The sequence below is a fragment of the Elusimicrobia bacterium HGW-Elusimicrobia-1 genome, from assembly GCA_002841695.1.
Classification (GTDB): Bacteria; Elusimicrobiota; Endomicrobiia; order PHAN01; family PHAN01; genus PHAN01.
Map to the genome: position 1 here is coordinate 1 of PHAN01000017.1, position 15,891 is coordinate 15,891.

General features: G+C 53.7%; 16 protein-coding genes. All 16 read left to right on the forward strand.

Annotated elements, in window-relative coordinates; translation table 11 throughout:
* The first annotated feature begins 233 nt into the window (after positions 1–233).
* The 16 genes from CVU77_07965 to CVU77_08040 all read left to right on the forward strand — a co-directional run bounded on the left by CVU77_07965 (position 234) and on the right by CVU77_08040 (position 15,776).
* Entirely contained in the window at positions 234–509 is a 276-nt protein-coding gene (locus CVU77_07965) for a hypothetical protein (protein ID PKN00868.1), read from the forward strand.
* Between the two features lie 150 nt (positions 510–659).
* Entirely contained in the window at positions 660–920 is a 261-nt protein-coding gene (rpsO, locus tag CVU77_07970; GenBank protein ID PKN00869.1) for a 30S ribosomal protein S15, read from the forward strand.
* 150 nt (positions 921–1,070) lie between these two features.
* Positions 1,071–3,146 carry a polyribonucleotide nucleotidyltransferase gene (locus tag CVU77_07975; protein ID PKN00887.1) on the forward strand — a complete coding sequence of 692 codons (2,076 nt, stop codon included), beginning with the start codon at positions 1,071–1,073 and terminating at the stop codon, positions 3,144–3,146.
* Positions 3,147–3,163: 17 nt separating this feature from the next.
* A complete protein-coding gene (locus tag CVU77_07980; protein PKN00870.1) occupies positions 3,164–3,685 on the forward strand; it encodes an acetyl-CoA carboxylase biotin carboxyl carrier protein subunit in 522 nt (173 codons plus the stop codon).
* Entirely contained in the window at positions 3,682–3,888 is a 207-nt protein-coding gene (locus tag CVU77_07985) for a hypothetical protein (protein ID PKN00871.1), read from the forward strand. Before CVU77_07980 ends, CVU77_07985 begins: the two co-directional genes overlap by 4 nt.
* 30 nt (positions 3,889–3,918) lie before the next feature.
* Positions 3,919–4,722 carry an undecaprenyl-diphosphatase gene (locus tag CVU77_07990; GenBank protein PKN00872.1) on the forward strand — a complete coding sequence of 268 codons (804 nt, stop codon included), beginning with the start codon at positions 3,919–3,921 and terminating at the stop codon, positions 4,720–4,722.
* 171 nt (positions 4,723–4,893) lie between these two features.
* Positions 4,894–7,125, forward strand: coding sequence for a cell division protein FtsK (locus CVU77_07995; GenBank protein ID PKN00873.1), 2,232 nt, complete (start codon positions 4,894–4,896; stop codon positions 7,123–7,125).
* Complete coding sequence (locus CVU77_08000; protein ID PKN00874.1) at positions 7,100–7,789, forward strand: hypothetical protein; 690 nt, start codon at positions 7,100–7,102, stop codon at positions 7,787–7,789. The genes CVU77_07995 and CVU77_08000 overlap by 26 nt, the downstream gene beginning before the upstream one ends.
* Positions 7,790–8,134: 345 nt before the next feature.
* Positions 8,135–9,424, forward strand: a complete 1,290-nt coding sequence (locus tag CVU77_08005) for a 30S ribosomal protein S12 methylthiotransferase RimO (GenBank protein ID PKN00875.1) — start codon at positions 8,135–8,137, stop codon at positions 9,422–9,424.
* A 186-nt stretch (positions 9,425–9,610) separates the two neighbouring features.
* Positions 9,611–10,327, forward strand: coding sequence for an NAD(+) synthetase (locus CVU77_08010; protein PKN00888.1), 717 nt, complete (start codon positions 9,611–9,613; stop codon positions 10,325–10,327).
* Positions 10,324–10,869, forward strand: coding sequence for a hypothetical protein (locus CVU77_08015; GenBank protein ID PKN00876.1), 546 nt, complete (start codon positions 10,324–10,326; stop codon positions 10,867–10,869). The genes CVU77_08010 and CVU77_08015 overlap by 4 nt, the downstream gene beginning before the upstream one ends.
* A 1-nt stretch (position 10,870) precedes the next feature.
* Positions 10,871–11,191: a ferredoxin:thioredoxin reductase gene (locus CVU77_08020; GenBank protein PKN00877.1), complete on the forward strand. Its 321-nt coding sequence runs from the start codon at positions 10,871–10,873 to the stop codon at positions 11,189–11,191.
* Entirely contained in the window at positions 11,188–13,869 is a 2,682-nt protein-coding gene (locus tag CVU77_08025) for a DNA polymerase I (protein PKN00878.1), read from the forward strand. The genes CVU77_08020 and CVU77_08025 overlap by 4 nt, the downstream gene beginning before the upstream one ends.
* Before the next feature lie 187 nt (positions 13,870–14,056).
* Entirely contained in the window at positions 14,057–14,776 is a 720-nt protein-coding gene (coaE, locus tag CVU77_08030) for a dephospho-CoA kinase (protein PKN00879.1), read from the forward strand.
* Positions 14,777–14,859: 83 nt separating this feature from the next.
* Positions 14,860–15,327: a hypothetical protein gene (locus tag CVU77_08035; GenBank protein PKN00880.1), complete on the forward strand. Its 468-nt coding sequence runs from the start codon at positions 14,860–14,862 to the stop codon at positions 15,325–15,327.
* A gap of 50 nt (positions 15,328–15,377) precedes the next feature.
* Positions 15,378–15,776: a hypothetical protein gene (locus tag CVU77_08040; protein ID PKN00881.1), complete on the forward strand. Its 399-nt coding sequence runs from the start codon at positions 15,378–15,380 to the stop codon at positions 15,774–15,776.
* Positions 15,777–15,891 lie beyond the last annotated feature (115 nt).

Below are 15,891 nucleotides of genomic sequence, written 5' to 3' on the forward strand. Positions count from 1 at the left end.
CCCCTACGCGTAGGGGCGACCTTGGTCGCCCTCTTCTCTTTTGAGGGAAAGTTTAATGCTCACGAAAAATACGACAAAAAAAGAATTTTAAGCCGGACATCTCCGCTATCGGCGCCGGCCACGTCCATTACCCGACAGCAAAAACTTTTGACAAACACCCCCCACTTTGGTATAATCTCCCCTAAGTCAGCGGGGACACTTAAAGGGGGGATACCGCGGCCTACGTTGACACGATGAAGGTTTTTGAAGTTTTAAGAATTGAGTTTGAAGAGAAAAAAGCCGAGAATATAGCACACGGAATAGAGGTTGCCTTGGATACGCACGACACGGCTATGATGAAAGATATCGCCACTAAAGGCGATATAGCCGAGTTGCGAAATGAAGTGCGGGTGGATATGGCCAATATGCGGGCCGACCTCATCCGCTGGATGTTTGTGTTCTGGATGGGACAGTTCGCTACTACCGTCGGAGCGATGACAGCTATAATCTTTGTTTTTTTGAGAAAATAAATAGAATTCGGCAACGGCACCTGCGGGCCGGCCGGCCTTTGATGTTTATCAAAGGTTAACAACGTAGGGACAGGTCGCGACCTGTCCTTGCCACCGCAAGGTCCATATCGTCCGAGATAAATCTCGACGATAATAAAAACAGGAGGCAGTATGCCGGTATCAAAAGCGCCCATCATCGAGAAGTTCAAAGTCCACCCCACTGACACGGGTTCTTCCGCGGTCCAAATAGGAATAATCACGGAAAGAATCAACCTTTTAAACGAGCACTTCAAGAAGTTCCCCAAAGACCTCTGTTCGCGGCACGGTTTTTTGCGTCTCATAGGCCGCCGCCGCCGTCTTTTGGAATACCTCAAAAGAATCGACTTCGCCAGATACAAAGAAGTAATAGCGTCGCTCAATTTAAGAAAATAAGACAGGGCGCGGATATGCGCCCCCTTCAACAAGGGTGAAGGGTGAAAAGCAAAGAGTGCCTTGATGTTTCGACGGCGCTTTTTACTATTCTCCCTTCGCTCTTTGATAAGGAAACATCAAGGAGATGTTATGAAGAACGAAGTAAAAGTCATGCTGGACGAGAAGACAAAACGCACGCTTGTCGTGGAACACGGCCAGCTTGCAAAACAGGCCGACGGCGCGTGTATAGCTAAAATCGGCGAAACGATAGTGCTGGCCACGGTGGTTTATAACCCCACCGACAAAGAAAACGCGGCGTTTCTGCCCCTCACCGTGGATTATCGCGAAAGAACCTATGCCGCGGGAAAAATCCCCGGCGGTTTCTTCAAGCGCGAAGGCCGTCCGTCGGAAAGAGAGATACTTACCTCCCGCCTCATAGATAGATCCATCCGCCCGCTTTTCCCCGAAAACTGGTATAAAGAAACCAACGTCAACATAATAGTGATGTCCCACGACGGCGCGAACGACCCCAACATACTGGCCGTCGAAGCCGCGGCATGCGCTCTGCGCCTGTCGACGATTCCTATGAGCGACGATCTGGCTTCGGTGCGCGTAGGCAAAATAGACGGCGAGTTCGTCGTCAACCCCACGCTCGACGAGCAGGCCGCCAGCGCTCTTGACATAGTCGTGAGCGGCACGAAAGACGGCGCCGTGATGATAGAAGCCGGCGCCCGCGAAGTGTCCGAAGACGAGATACTTGCGGCCATTGATTTCGCGCGCGGTGTCATCAAAAAAATCCTGAAAGAGACGGCCGCGGCCATTCCCGCCGGCAAAAAAATCGACCTTCCCGTCGCCGACGCGGTCGTGGAGACGATTAAAGCGAAGGTATTCTCGATAATTTCTACCGACGACGTCAAGTCGATAGTTCTTACGAAAGAAAAGAAAGAGCGCGACGTCAAATGGTCGGCCGCCAAAAAAGAGGTCGTCGATAAAGTCGCCGCCGAGATACCCGAGTCCCAGAAAAAGACCTCGTCGATACTCGAAGATATGTTTTACGCCGTCGTGCGCGAGCTTATAATAAAGGAAAACACCCGCGCGGACGGAAGAAACCCCGACGAAATCCGCCCCATAGAGTGCTACCCGCACTACTTTGAGCGTCAGCACGGCTCGGCCATATTCCAGCGCGGCCAGACGCAGGCGTTTGCCGCCGTCACGCTCGGTTCCCCGCGCGACAAACAGATAATGGACGTGCTTGAGGGCGAATATAAAGAGCGGTTTATGTTCCACTACAACTTCCCGGGTTTTGCCACCGGAGAAGCCAAACCGGAACGCGGCGTTTCCCGGCGGGAACAGGGCCACGGCGCTCTTGCCAAAAGGGCTCTTTATCCCGTTCTTCCCGAGGCAGAAGAGTTTCCTTACACGATAAGAGTCGTATCCGACATACTGGAATCCAACGGTTCGTCTTCAATGGCTTCCGTTTGCGGCGGTTCGCTGGCGTTGTTCGACGCGGGCGTTCCGATCAAACGCGCCGTGGCGGGCGTCGCCATGGGCCTCGTCAAAGAGGATTCCAAATACGTGATACTCACCGACATAATGGGAATGGAAGATCACGTGGGCGATATGGACTTTAAGGTCGCGGGCACCCGTCAGGGAATAACAGCCCTTCAGATGGATCTTAAAATCACGAACATCGACGCGGCCACAATGAAGGATGCTCTTGAACGCGCCAAAACCGCGCGATTCTTCATTCTTGATTTGATGGACAAAGCGCTTGCCGCGCCGAGACCGGAAATTTCAGAATACGCTCCCAAAATGGAAATAGTTCAGATAAGCCCCTCGAAGATAGGCGCTTTGATAGGCCCCGGCGGCAAGAACATCAAAAAGATACAGGAAGAGACAAAGGCCAATATCAGCGTTGAAGACGACGGAAAGGTTTACATATCCGCCGTTGATGCGGCCGCTCTTGAACTTGCCAAGCAAATGGTGGAGTTTTATACCGCCGACGCCGAAATGGGCAAGACCTACAAAGGCAAGGTGACCAGGACACTTAAGATAGGGGCATTCGTGGAGATAATGCCCGGGAAAGAGGGTCTGGTGCACGTTTCGCAATTAAGCCGCGACCGTATGGCGCGCGTTACCGACTATGTGCAGGAAGGCGACGAACTGACCGTAACGGTTTCCGAGGTCGACGATAAAGGCCGCATCAACCTGTCTCTACAGGGCAACAATAATAAGCTTCGCAAATAGTCGGCATAATCGTAACAATGAAGAACGTCAACGTCTCCAAAGATGCCGCCTCCGAGACCGTCTCCGGTAAAGAGAACGGCCGCGCGCGCTTGTCGCCCGTAGCCGAAAAAGTCAAAGACGCCTACGGCTCGATGTGCGATGAAGGCCTTCTGGAAATGGAGATTAAGGAAGGCGATGTCGCCGTCTACATCAGGCGGGCGGGCGCCGACGACGCGGTAGAATCGTCGGGCCGCGCCGCAGACGACTCGCGCCGGCGGGCGGCCGCTCCGTCTTCCGTTCCGCAGAAAGAACCCGCGCTCCCCGCCGGACGAAATCTTACATCGCCCATCAACGGCATTTTCTACAGGTCTTCGTCGCCGAAATCGCCTCCGTTTTCGTCCGAAGGCGATACGGTTGACGCCGGGAAGACCCTCTGTATCATCGAGGCGATGAAGGTGATGAACGAAATCAAGGCCGACTCGCGCGTCAAAATCGTAAAAATCCTCGTCGAAAACGGCATCGGTGTGACGCAGGGTCAGCCGATAATGCTGGTGGAATGATGAACGAAAAAATCGGCGCGGCGGCCGGCGCTGTCTGGCGATTTTTAAGCGAAGCCAGCGAGCCGTCGGGCATCATTAAGATAAAGACGGGCCTTTCGCTTTCCAATTCCGAAGTTTTTCTGGCGCTGGGATGGCTTGCCCGCGAAAATAAAATCGTTATGGAAGCCAAGGGCAACACAATTTTCGTATCGATTAAGAAATAATTCGCGGGAAGACAAACCCGCCTCCGTCCGATGACCACATCGCTTCCGTCACTTTCTTTTCTGGGCATAGTTCAAGGGTTGACCGAATTTTTGCCGGTATCTTCCAGCGGACATCTTGCCATTCTGGGCGCATTCCTTAAACTCGGCGATTCGTCTCTGGCTGTTTCCGTCGCGCTGCATCTTGCCACGCTTGCCGCCGTGATTGTTTTTTTCAGGCGGCGCATAGCGGAAGCGGCGATGTCTCCGCGCGCGTGGTTGCTGGTGGCGGCCGCGTCGCTGCCCACGGCGCTGATCGGACTGGCTCTTAAATCGCAGGTGGAAAAGATTTTCGCCGGACGGATTTCGTGGGTGTATATCTTAATGGCGTCGACGGGCGCCTTTTTATTTGCGGCGTCTAAAACGCGCAATGCGGTTTCCGACGCGGAAGTTTCTCCGGCGGAGGCCGGTTCCGTATGGAAGACGATAACGCCGCTTAAGGCCGTAGCCGTCGGGGTCGTCCAGGGCGTTGCCGTTTTGCCCGGCATAAGCCGTTCCGGAGCCACTATATCCGCGGCTCTGGCGATGGGCATCGGCCGACGGGAAGCCGCCGAGTTTTCGTTTATAATTTCCATTCCGGCCGTGGCGGGAGCCGCGCTGCTGGAACTCAAAGACGCTTTGTCCGCCCCGGTACAGGATGTTTCTTACGCGCCGATGGCGGTTTCGATGGTTTTGGCGTTCGTATCGGGTTTATTCGCCATAGGATTTTTACTTAAAGTCATGGAGTCGCGGCGGTTGTCGTATTTTTCGTATTATCTCTGGGCGCTTGCCGCCGCGGGAATTATTTTCGGAAGATGAAAACAGATTTTTATTGATGTCAAATCACCTTACGAAACAACCCCCTTGCCCATATTCCCCTCTAAAAAGAGGGGTGTCCCGCCATAGGCGGGACGGGGTGTGTAATGAAAATCCGTTACAATCCGGGATTAAAACAATGTGGTTGATGGTCAATTCCTTTAAGTTTTTTCTATGACATACTATAAATTTCAATCACGGCTTCTTCGCAAAAAATCCGGAAAACCCGCCGACATAAGGCCGTATCTGGCCGCGGGATTGACGATTGCGGGCGCGGTGATGTTTTATTTCATAGTTTTCAACGACCGCTCCGGCGTGGTGGGGAAAATTGCCGCCCGGATACTGCTGAACTTTTTCGGGAGGGTTGCCTATATTTTTGCCCTGTGGCTGGCCTACGAAGGCGTGTCGCTCTGGCGCTCGAAAAACGAAAAGAAGTGGCGGATGGACTTCGCGCTTTCGGCCCTCGAAGTGGCTCTGCTGTGCGGACTCGTTAAATTCGTAAATGTTTATTTTCCGGCGGTGCCGAACTACGGCGGACTGTTGGGCAAGAACGTCGCCGAGTTTTTCACCAGATTGTTCGGCCCGGCAGTCGGAGGCGCGCTCAATCTTACCGTTTTCCTGTATGCGTTGAGCGTAATCAAGGATTTTTCTTTCAAGGATATTTTCCATAGAGTTTACGACGTCGCTAAACGCGACATCGAAGAATACCGCAAAGTCCGCGCGCTGGCCAAAAAACTCGACGACCGTCGGGTGGCGTCGTCATCCGGCTCCGATGAAGTCGGCAAAGCCCGCGCGAAGGCCGTCGCGCCCGAGGCGGCACAGACGGCGACGCCGCCGAAAGCGCCCGTCAAACCTTCCGCGCCCGCGCGGTCGCAGACGCCCGCGCCGCCTCCGGCTCAGTTTCCGCCGGCTCCTCCACAGTACGTCAATTATAAAATTCCGCCTCTTGATATTCTCACTCCGCCCAAAAACAGCGCCGAGGAAGAACAGCATCACGCGCATCTGGACCGCGCCAAGGTTCTTCAGCAGACCCTCGGCGATTTCGGCATAAAAGTTGAAGTCGGCGACATAATCCCGGGCCCCGTCGTTACACGCTACGACCTGAATCTTGAAGCCGGCATAAAATATCAGAGCATTACGACTCTGCAGGACAATCTCGCGCTGGCCCTCAAAGCCGCGTCCATACGCATAGTGCCCATACCGGAAAAATCCGCTGTCGGCATAGAAGTGCCCAATCCGGCGACTCGCATAGTCACCATAAAAGAAATGGCGCAGGCGGATGATTTCGTTAAAAATCCCTCGCCTCTCACATTCGCGTTGGGTCAGACAACGGACGGCGTTCCGTATGTAACGGACATTATTCCCATGCCGCACCTTCTTATCGCCGGCGCCACCGGCTCCGGCAAGAGCGTGTGTATTCATTCTCTCATCGTCTCGATTCTTCTTAAAGCCCGCCCCGACGAACTCAAATTTATTCTTATCGACCCGAAGCGTCTGGAACTTCCTATTTACGCCGGACTTCCGCATTTGTACGATCCGAGCGTGACTCCCGATAAAGTCGGCATCATTACCGACGCGCGCAAGGCAATGTCAACGCTTAAACAACTCGTTTATATAATGGAAAAGCGTTACGAACTTTTCGCCAAACATACCGTAAGAAACATAGAAAGTTTCAACGAACTCGCCCGCTCCCGCTCCGTCGAGGGGATGCATCCGGTTCATTATATTGTCGTCATAATAGACGAACTCGCCGACTTGATGTTGATTTCAAGAAGAGAAATAGAAGACGATATACAGCGCCTGGCTCAAATGGCCCGCGCCGTCGGTATTCATCTGGTTCTGGCCACGCAGCGTCCGTCGGTGGACGTTATCACCGGAGTCATCAAAGCCAATTTTTCCGCCCGCATCGCTTTTCAGACCACTTCAAAAGTTGATTCTCGCGTTATACTCGACGCTATCGGCGCCGACGAACTTTTGGGCAGGGGCGATATGCTTTTTCTGCCTCCCGGCGCGCCTCGTCCCGTGCGCCTGCAGGGTACGTTTGTATCGACGAAAGACGCCGAAAATGTCGCAAAATATATACTCGCGCAGGGGCATAAGCCCTCATACGAGGAATATGTAAGGCGCGACGGCGCCGCGGCCTCCGCCGCTCCTGTTGACAGGGAAAAAGAGGAAAAAGAGAAACAGTATATACTTTCCGCGTTGCGGCTGGTGCTTGAGCGGCGCAGGGTTTCGCAGGATTTGCTCAAAGCGCATTTCGGATCATCCGCGCAGGCCACAAACGTTTTGAGCTTGCTGGAAAAAGACGGATTCATAATGAAGCCCGAAGGCACCAACAGATGGACTATCCATTACGATAAAATACAGGAGCATCTTGCCAATGAGGAATCTACCGCGAAAGAATAGCCGCCTCGTTTTTTTTGCGGCGGCGATGTCGCTTCTTATAAGCGTTGCGAACCGAGGCATGGCCGTCGAACCCTCGACGGCGGAAGTGAAATCTTCCACAGATGTTTTTGCGCGGCTTGAGGCCCGGGAAAAAGAAACGTCCTCCGTTTCTTTTGATTTTGCGCAGACGGTAAGATTCGACATACAGGATTACGTCCAGAAAAACACAGGCAGCGTGATTTTCATGAAACCCGGGCATCTTCGCATAGAATTAAAAAAACCCATCCGCCAGATAACCGTTTCCGACGGAAAAACTTTGCGCAATTATAATGCCGACACAAATCAGCTGGTGGTTTCCGACTGGAAAAAGATAAAAGACACCGGAATGCTTTTCGGCTGGCCTGACAGTTTCGCGGGAAATATTTCGGCCATAAGAGACAAATATAACCTCAAACAAGTCGAGAGTTCCACGGATACGATAAAACTCGCTCTTGAAGACAGAAAATCGGGGTTTGCCATGTTTATGCTGTTCGACGCATCATCGCTGGATCCGCTGTCGACGGAACTCGTTTCAAAAGGCGTAAAAATCACCACGGATATTTCCGGCTTCAAACGCAATCCCGCCCTCGCCAAAGACACTTTCAAGTTCACTCCGCCCAAGGGCGCCGAGATTATCAGGCAGTAGCCCTCCGTATTCCGTATAATGAGACCATTAAAAAACACCTTTATTCGTTATTCTGAGTCCTTCGCCGGTGTCATTCTGAGTCCTTCGGCGAGCGTCATTCTGAGTCCTTCGCGATGTCATTCTGAGCGAAGCGAAGAATCTCAGCTTTTCGCTCAGGATAAACTCCGCGAAGAATCTCATAATGCCTCAGGATAAACTCCGCGAAGAATCTCGTCTTTCGACGACGAACGAGACCCTTCACGGAGCATGCCCTGAGTTAAAGGCGAGACCCTTCGTTTCACTCAGGGTGACAAAAGCGAAGGGTTCAGAATGACATTTTGTGGGATTTTTCGACGATCTTAATCTATGAAAGTTTACATCGAAACTCTCGGCTGTGCTAAAAATCTTACGGAGTCCGAGACCCTCGCCGGACGTCTTTTGGCGTCGGGCGCCGAACTCGTGTCCGAACCTTCCGCGGCCGATGTGCTGGTGGTACACACTTGTTCATTCATCGGCGACGCTCTTGACGAATCCGCGGCGGCCATTCACAGGGCGGCGCGTCGCAAGTCGAAGGGTTCGCGGTTGATAGTTTCCGGCTGTCTGGCGCAGATGTCCGCGCTCAAAACCGCTCCCGATAAAGTCGCCTCAGCCGTCGCTGCGGCCGACGTCGTCGTCGGCACGGGACGTCTTGGCGACGCGGCGGACGTCATTCTCGGACGGAAGACCGGAATTTCCGGTATGCTCGGCGCGCCCGGCGGTTTTCACGACGCCGAATCCCGCGCGCATCCGGCGGGAAGCCCATGGGCGTATCTGCGCGTTGCCGAGGGCTGCGGCCATCGCTGCAATTACTGTCTTATACCGTCGCTGCGCGGGACTTACAAAAGCCGTCCCGCCGACGACATCGTGCGCGAGGCCGGGCGTCTTGCTTCAATGGGCGTAAAAGAATTGAATCTGATATCGCAGGACACTTCGGGGTACGGATTGGATATGCCGCCGTCGCGTCGCACGTCTATCGCCGGACTTCTGGGACGGCTTGAAAAAATACGCGGCATCGAGTGGATCCGGCTTCTCTACTGTCATCCTTCGACGATATCCGGCGATATGCTCTCGGTTATGTCGGCCTCGCGTAAAATCGTGCGCTACCTCGACGTCCCGTTGCAGCACGTCTCCTGCGGAGTGCTGAGGGCGATGGGCCGTCCCACCGGCGGCGAATCTCCGCGCGAGTCGGTCAAAAAACTTAAATCGCGCGTTCCGGGAATCGCCCTAAGAACCACGTTTATCGTCGGACATCCCGGCGAGAGCGATAAAGATTTCAGAGAGCTTATTGACTTCATCAACGAGGGACATTTTATGTGGACGGGGATATTCGCCTATTCCGCGATGTCCGGCACCGTTTCGGCGCGGTCACAACTGCCGGTTCCTTCCGCGTCCGTCGTGAAGCGACGTCTTGCCGCCGCGCTGGCGGCCGCCCGTCGGACGAATCGCCGCGCGCTCGATAGTTTCAGCGGAAAAAAAATCAAAGCGCTTGTTACGACGCCCTCGACCGCCCGCCCGTATTTCTGCGCTCCCGAAGTCGACGGGGAAATAAAATTGCGTCCGCGTTCCGGCGCAGCCGCGGGGAATTTTGTATCGGTATTTTGCGACGAAGTATATTGATCCTCACCTGATCATGCGCGGCTCAATAAGACGCGGTTAAGTCATATTTTTGATATAATAATATTCAAGCAGTGCCGGCGGGGACTTGACAAGGCGTGCCGCGATTTTGTACAATTTTCCCAAAGAATCAACACCCGTCCTACGCGCCCAAGTTCCCCCCACTTGGGCGCATTTTTTTTGCGCGCGATGTATATGAAACGTTCCGCCTCCGTCGTAAAATGGATCAAAAACAGAGTCCGCGCCGCCCGCGCGCGGGGATGTGTCGTGGGGCTCTCCGGCGGAGTGGATTCCGCCGTTGTCGCGGCGCTGTGCAAAAAGGCCGCGGGCGCCCGTCTTTTATGTCTGATTATGCCCTGCGGCTCGTCTCCCGATGATATGAAAGACGCCGCTGCGGTTGCAAAAAAATTCCGGCTGAAAACAAAAATCGTCGATATCAAACCTGTGTATCGGGCGTTCCTGAAAATACTGCCCGCAGGCGCTTCCCTTGCCGCGTCCAATCTTAAACCGCGCCTGAGAATGGCGGCGCTCTATTACTTCGCGAATCTGTATAATTTTTTGGTGGTCGGGACCGGCAACAAATCCGAGATTGCCGTGGGATATTTTACAAAGCACGGAGACGGAGGCGCCGACGCGCTTCCGTTGGGCTCATTCTATAAGAGCGAGGTTTACGCTCTGGCGCGGGAATTGGGCGTTCCGCGTTCGGTTATGGAGAAGCCGCCCTCCGCCGGTCTTTGGCCCGGTCAGACGGACGAAGGGGAAATGGGCGTTACCTACGAAGAAATCGAACGCGCTTTGCGCGCCGCCGGACGAACGGGCCGCATCGATAATTCCAAAGTCGCCGCCATGGCGCGCCGGTCGGAACACAAAAGAAAGCCGCCGGAAATTTATACGGAGGAAAAATGAGAAAATTGATTCTGACGATATTTTTCGGTCTCGCCCTGGCGGGCGGCGTTCATGCGCAGACGTCCGCGTCCGCTTATCAGTTTTCGCTTACGACCGTCGACGGAAAAACCGCGCGGCTCGAAGATTTCAAGGGTAAAGTCGTTTTTCTGGATTTCTGGGCGGGTTGGTGTCCGCCTTGCCGCGCCTCTATACCAAGCGTTAAGAAACTCTATGAAAAATACGCCCAAAACAAGGATTTTGCGGTCATAGGTATCAATATGGAAAATATCGACACGGCCAGGAAACTTTCCGCGGAAAAAAATATCAAATACATCAGCGCCGTCGGCGACGATGTCACCGCGCGACGGTACGGTGTCAGGGGTATCCCGACTTTCATAATGATAGACAAACGCGGCGAGATATCAAAGAGGTGGGTGGGTTTCAGCGAGACCTTGTACGACGAATGGGTCACAACGGCCGACGAGGCGCTCGCCTATAAGCCGGAGCCGGTAAAGCCCGCCCCCAAAAGAGGCAAGTCCAAATCATCGTCGAGGAAAAAATAAAATGAACGAACCCGAACGCAAGGAAACTACTGCCGCGCAAAAAATCGCGGAAGAAAAAGCCAAAATTTACGATTACGCGCGCGCCTACGCCGAGCGCGAGGGATTCGATATCAATCCGGATCCCAAAATCGTCGATGCTGTCGTGGAAGGTCTTGCCCGCAACAAAATAAAACACGGCGCGCGCTATTGTCCGTGCAGACCGTTGAGCGGCAACCGCGACGAGGATAAGTTCAAAATTTGTCCCTGCAAGTGGCACAAGGATGAGATAGATAAAGACGGTTATTGCCACTGTGTTTTGTTCTTTAAGAAAAAGGCGACATGAAACTCTATCTCATCGACGGGAACGCCGTAATACACCGGGCATATCACGCCATATCGAATCTTGCGACTTCGTCGGGAGAAAGCACCAACGCCGTTTACGGCACGGTCCGCGTGCTGCTTAAAATCCTGAAAAAATACAAACCCGACCGGCTTGCCGTTTGCTTCGACTATCCCGCGCCCAACTTCCGCCACAAAAAATATCCCGAATACAAGGCCACCCGCAAAAAAACCGACCAGGAACTTAAAAATCAATTTCCCATAGTCAGGGAATTCGTGCGCGCCATGGGGATTCCGCAGATTGAGACCGAAGGTTTCGAGGCCGACGATCTTATAGCCGCCGCCGTCTCAAAAATGAAGGACAGTTTCTCGGAGATCGTCGTCGTTACCGGCGACAAGGATATACTGCAACTTGTCGGCGGCAAGGTGAAGGTGCTCAACGAACCCAAGGATAAAATATTCGACGAGGCGGCGGTCGAGGAAACCTATGGCGTTTCGCCGTCGGCTTTTGCGGATTATCTTGCGCTCGTGGGCGACAAATCGGATAATGTTCCGGGCGTGGCCGGCATAGGCCCCGTGGCGGCTTCAAAACTCATAAAAGAATACGGCGGAATCAAAGGTATTTACGATAATCTTCCGTCGATCAACGAGTCCGCGCGGCAAAAACTCGAATCCGGCCGCGACGCGGCGTTTATGTCGCTTGATCTGGTAATGCTTCGCAAGGACGCGCCCGCGCCGTCGTCTCCCGACGGTTATATCGTGGCCGCGCCCGACGGCGCCGCGCTGTCGGCTCTGGTCAAAAGATACGAGTTCACGTCGCTGCTTAGGGAAATACCGGGCGCGGCTGCCGAACCGTCGCGGGCGTTCGGCGTAAAAACGATTTATACGCAAAAAGACCTCGACGCAATGACATCCTCCGCCCGCGCCGCCGGAGCGTTGGCCGTGGACCTTGAAACCACGTCGATAGACACTTTGCGCGCTCAAATCGTGGGGATTTCGTGCGCGGTATCCGGCGGCGAAGCGTTTTACATCCCCGCCGGACACCGGTATCTCGGCGCGCCGGAGCAGATTTCCGTCGACGACCTCCTCAGAGCCCTGAAACCGCTGCTTGAAGACGGGAGTATCGTCAAAATAGCCCACAACCTGAAATATGAAATGATGGTTCTAGGCAGATACGGCGTCGAAATAAAAGGCGAAAACTTCGACACAATGGTGGCATCGTACTGCCTGAATCCGTCGAAGCCCAATCACGGGCTCAAGGATGTCGTTTTTGCCGTCATAGGCGATACTATGACCGAAATAAGAGAACTCATAGGCAAGGGCAAAAAACAGATAACCATGGCCGAAGTCGCCGTGGAGGATGCGGCCAAATACGCGGCCGCCGACGCTCACTACACGCTGGCTCTGCGCGATAAGTTTCAAACCGCCCTGACGGAAAAAAATCTCGACAAACTTTTCCGCGATATCGAAATGCCTCTCGTGGAAGTTCTGGCCGCGATGGAAGAAGCCGGCATCAAGATAAACACCGGACACTTTGAGGCGCTTCAGGCGGAGTTCGGCGCCAAAATCGCCGCGATTGAAAAGGAAGCCCGCGCAATCGCCGGCGAAGATTTCAATCTGAATTCTCCGAAACAACTTGCCGCGATTCTTTTCGACAAACTGAAACTCCCGCCCGTAAGAAAGACAAAAACCGGCTATTCCACCGACGAAGAAGTCCTTGTGTTGCTTTCGTCGCAGCACGAACTGCCCAAAAAAATACTGGCTCACAGGGAGCTTGCCAAACTCAAATCTACTTACGTGGATTCGATACTTGCCTCGGCCGAACAAGGCACGCGGCGCATACACAGTTCCTTCAATCAGACGGTAACCGCCACCGGACGGCTTTCCTCGTCGGACCCTAATTTGCAAAATATCCCCGTTCGTTCCGAAGAGGGCAGAAAAATCCGCCGCGGATTCGTTGCCGAAGACGGATTTGCGCTTCTTTCCGCGGACTATTCGCAGATAGACCTAAGGGTACTGGCGCACCTATCCGAAGATCCCGGCCTGACCGAGGCCTTCCGTTCCGGCGAAGATATTCACGCTCGCACCGCCCGCGAACTTTTCGGCGATAAAAAAGAGGATTTCGACTCGCTCCGCCGCGCCGCCAAAACCATCAATTTCGGAATAATTTACGGTATGGGTCCGTTCGCGCTTTCGCAGTCGCTGGGCATAGACCAGAAGACCGCCGCCGAATATATCGATAATTATTTTGCCAGATACTCCGGCGTCAAAAAATGGGTCGAGCGCGTTTTGTCCGACGTCCGCAAAACCGGTTCCGTGTCCACGCTTCTGGGGCGCATCAGGTACATTCCGGAAATCAACTCTTCAAACGCGCAGATTCGCGCTTCGGCCGAACGCATAGCTATGAACACGCCCGTGCAGGGGACTTCGGCCGACATAATAAAGGTCGCGATGATAAACATACACCGCAAACTGCGCTCCCAGAATTCCGCCGCGCGTATGCTGGTTCAGGTGCACGACGACCTGATGTTTGAAGTGCCGTCGGCCGTCGCGGCGGATTTCGCGGTTTTCGTCAAGAAAGAAATGGAATCCGCCGTGCGGCTGAACGTCCCCGTGGCCGTCGACGTGAAAACCGGACCCAATTGGGACGAGATGATAAAAGTCGGTAAAGGCAGTAGTTAGTGGATAGTGGTTAGTGGCTTGTAGAAACAAAAAACGCGGCTCGCGGTTAACCGCGCAGGGGCGATCCCGAAACAAGTTCGGGGCAGGCACTTGGTCGCCCGAAGTTACACGTCCTCGCCAAATTGTCATTCCCGTGTAAACGGGAATCCAGAATGATTAATAGAGGCAAGAGAAAGAAAAACTCGATATGGCGATAAAAATTAAGACCGTCAAAATTCCGCCCGTCGTGGGTATAACGGGGCTGCCGGCTTCGGGCAAGTCGACGGCGCTTAAGGTATTCGCCCGCGAGGGCTTCGGGACTTTTTCCGCCGATGACGCCGCCCGCAGAGTTTTTGCGCGCCGCAAAACTCGCGTCGCCGTAAAAAAAATATTCGGAACATTAGCCAGAAAAGAAATCGCCCGCGAAATTTTCCTTGACGGCTCAAGGCGGCGCGCCCTTGAAAAAATAATTCATCCGGCGGTAATAGGCGAACTCCGCGGGGCGATTTTGTCCGCCCGCCTCTCCCGCCGCCCTTTCGCGGCGGAGGTTCCGCTGCTTTTTGAAAAAAACCTCGAAAAAATGTTTAATACGATTGTAACGGTCGCCGCTCCGCGCCGTATTCTTCTTGCGCGGATGGCTGCCAAAGGAATTCCCCGCCGCACGGCGGCCGGAATGATACGCGCGCATCTGCCGCAAGCGCGCAAATCATCGCGCGCCGACATCGTGGTAAGAAACGTCGGGTCATTGAAGGATTTTCGCTCTTCGGTCGTCCGCACGATTAACACTATTCAAGCAGAATATAATTTGAGGCAGTTGAAAAATACTTCCCGAGTGTCATTGCGAGGAAGGAGCGAAGCGACTGACGAAGCAATCTCGCCAAAGCGCACAGAGAGATTGCCGCGCCGCCCTGCGGGCGGCTCGCAATGACAACCATGGGGTAACTTTTTTATTTGGCTCAATTTAGCGAAAACTCGGTTGCAAAACGCGCACGGTTCGGGGCAACGCTTAATATGGAGGAACAGGAAATGTCAAGAACTCTTACGCAGGACGAAGTATCGTGGCTGTTCAAAAATTTAAGAAGAGTAAACTTCTTCACAAAGGTTACTATCGATAACATCGACCGGATTGTCGCGAAATTCGGAGTGTATTCCTACGAGAAGGGAAAATCCATAATCAAAGAGGGCGCCGTCGGAGGAGCTCTCTATATAATAAGAAGCGGCGAGTGCGAGGTCTCCAAGAAAAAAGGATGGTTCGGCAGCGCGCGCCTGGCGGCGCTTAAAGAGGGTGATTTCTTCGGGGAGATGTCCCTGGTGTCCGACGAGCCCACTACGGCGACCGTCAGAACGCTGGCTCCCGCGGAAGTTTTTGTGCTTTTGAAGCGCGATTTTCTTGCGCTGAAAACCGACAACAAGGAACTCTCGGACGAGATAGATTTTATAATAGAAAGAAGAAAATTCGACACAGTCAGAGCCAAATAGCCGCCTCGCGCGCCGAAGTCGCGGTCGTCAGGCGGAAAGGAGGAGCATTTATGGCAAAGAAAGTCGCAAGTAAGAAGGCAGTCGCAAAAGAAGTGAAACCGTTGTCGCCCGCTCGGGGGGTCAAATCTCCGAAAGCGGCGGCTAAAATCAAGAAAGCGGCTAAACCCCGCGTGTCTCCGGTTAAACATCAAATAAGCATAGATCATCCGTCGCACGGCGACAGTATTTCACGGAGTTACTACGCCATAAGGATTTCGTGCTCCGCTTCCGGCCACGCCGAACTCTCCATAAACGGCGGACCGTGGATGTCCTGCCGCGAGGCCGTGGGATTTCGATGGTTCGACTGGAATCCCGCCGAGAGCGGCGAACACGTTCTGGCCGCCCGCCTGCTGGACGATAGCGGCGCTGTGGTTTGCGAATCGTCCGTCATTGTCTGCGAAGCCGAGTAGACCGGCATATAATTTCTCTAATCGTTGAGCGCCTTTTGTCAAAGCGTCGGCTGTGATTTTAATCACAGCCGGTGTCAACTATTGTCCGCGGGGGGTTTTTTTGCTATAAGTTTAG